At 39.4% G+C, this 1,544-nt stretch carries 2 protein-coding genes and 1 pseudogene; 2 read left to right on the top strand and 1 reads right to left on the bottom strand.

All coding sequences use genetic code 11. The annotated features are described in order from the left end of the window. A pseudogene (locus H5126_RS21175) lies at window positions 1-419 on the bottom strand (transposase); the annotation flags it as partial. A gap of 355 nt (window positions 420-774) precedes the next feature. Here H5126_RS21175 and H5126_RS21180 point away from each other — a divergent pair. Continuing rightward, window positions 775-1,017 carry a hypothetical protein gene (locus H5126_RS21180; protein ID WP_024596403.1) on the top strand — a complete coding sequence of 81 codons (243 nt, stop codon included), beginning with the start codon at window positions 775-777 and terminating at the stop codon, window positions 1,015-1,017. Between the two features lie 24 nt (window positions 1,018-1,041). Next, entirely contained in the window at window positions 1,042-1,314 is a 273-nt protein-coding gene (locus H5126_RS21185) for a hypothetical protein (RefSeq protein WP_024589348.1), read from the top strand. Window positions 1,315-1,544 lie beyond the last annotated feature (230 nt).

Consider the following 1,544-nt stretch of genomic DNA (forward strand, 5'->3'; position numbering starts at 1 on the left):
ATATTTATAGCTGCTACGATGCACATTGAATACGTTACACAGCACGCTAATTGGGTAACGCTCTCGTTGATTTAGTTTCTCAATTAACGAGAATTGTTCAGGGAGTCGGACATCAAGAGAGCGGTGGTGATATCAAGTGGTCAGTGCAACATGGTTTTTAATATATCCTTTTCTAATTCGATGCGTTGGATTTGCTTTTTAAGTTCGCGGATTTCAATTTGTTCGGGCGTCATTGGCGAAGCAGATGGTGTCTGGCCATTCCGCTCTTGCTTTAATTGAGTAACCCATTTACTGACGGTTGATTTACCCACCCCCATCGCTTTGGCTGCTTCTTCTTGAGTATAACTTTGGTCAACTACAAGCTGAGCTGTTTCTAATTTTATTGCTGCAGAATACGTTGCGCGTTTTAATTTCGTCATTTTTTCACCCAAATTTGTATGCTTATTAGCATAACATTTCTTTCTTAATGGGTGGCCAAAATCACTGTACCACTTGTATCTTGAGGCTTTGGATGATTAGCTATCTCCAAGCTCTAAAATCAGTGAGGATGTTGTACCACGTAATGTTTAACATTGAGCTGTAGATTATCTCCTGATTTTACTTTCTCTAATACTGGATGGTATCCGAGCACTTAGTGATTTACTAATGATGCTGTATGTACAAGTGGAGTCATTGATATGAGATTAAATGTTGGAATTCAAGCTTTTGCCAGTGGCGTTTAATTAAGCGCTACTCACAAAAGTAAAATGTTCAACTGGCTTAAAGGGAAAAATAATGGCTGTAATAACGAAGAAAGATGAAAAAATCGAAAATGTGGTTGGTGAGTTAAACGAAGGATATTCATTTGATGACTTCATTAATAAGTTTCAAGAGCTTTACCCGAAGGATTGGAGCAAGATTGAGCGTGAACATGCGAAACATGAACGCAAAACTAAGCCAGGGAAAACACATCCTATGCCTGAGCCAATTCAGTACCTCAAAAACGCTCTGAACGTATGGAATAAAAAGAACAAATAGTTTAATTGGAATAAGGAGAGCGTAATGGTGGTAGAAAGCCGAAAATATGGTTCAGTAGTCTGTGGTATTAACGGCAATGTCATAGCTCTACATGGCAAGGTTGCTATTGGTGATAAGGTCGAGTGGCTTGGTCGCAAAGAAGGTAGCTGCATAAACGATGATAAGTTTGTTGTCGGCGAGCACTATATTGTAGCAGCCATTTATCCAATCAATTTCGATCTGGAATTACAAGGTAGTGAGGACGAATGCACTATCAGAGCAGGTAAAACTGAATACAAGTTAGTGAAATTGGATTAAGGGTTTATATGGATGGTTCGTTTGCACAAATGAGTCATTGCTATGAGTTCATTGAGTCAAGACAGAGTGATGAATGCAGTTGTCCCGAAGAGGACTGGATCGTAGGTAAGCGTCTAGCAAAGTGCACCTGCCAGTAATTCGTCAAACCGATTAAGCTATTTCTTAATTTCAATTAGGAGATAGCCATGAGAAAAACACGTAGCCTTGAGCAGTGGCGTAACATTATCGAA

It is taken from the genome of Pseudoalteromonas sp. SG45-3 (genome assembly GCF_014164075.1).
GTDB classification, from domain to species: Bacteria; Pseudomonadota; Gammaproteobacteria; order Enterobacterales; family Alteromonadaceae; genus Pseudoalteromonas; species Pseudoalteromonas distincta.

Coding starts and splice junctions, on each gene's coding strand:
- H5126_RS21180 (WP_024596403.1), top strand. CDS start 775: ATGGCTGTAATAACGAAGAAAGATGAAAAAATCGAAAATGTGGTTGGT.
- H5126_RS21185 (WP_024589348.1), top strand. CDS start 1,042: ATGGTGGTAGAAAGCCGAAAATATGGTTCAGTAGTCTGTGGTATTAAC.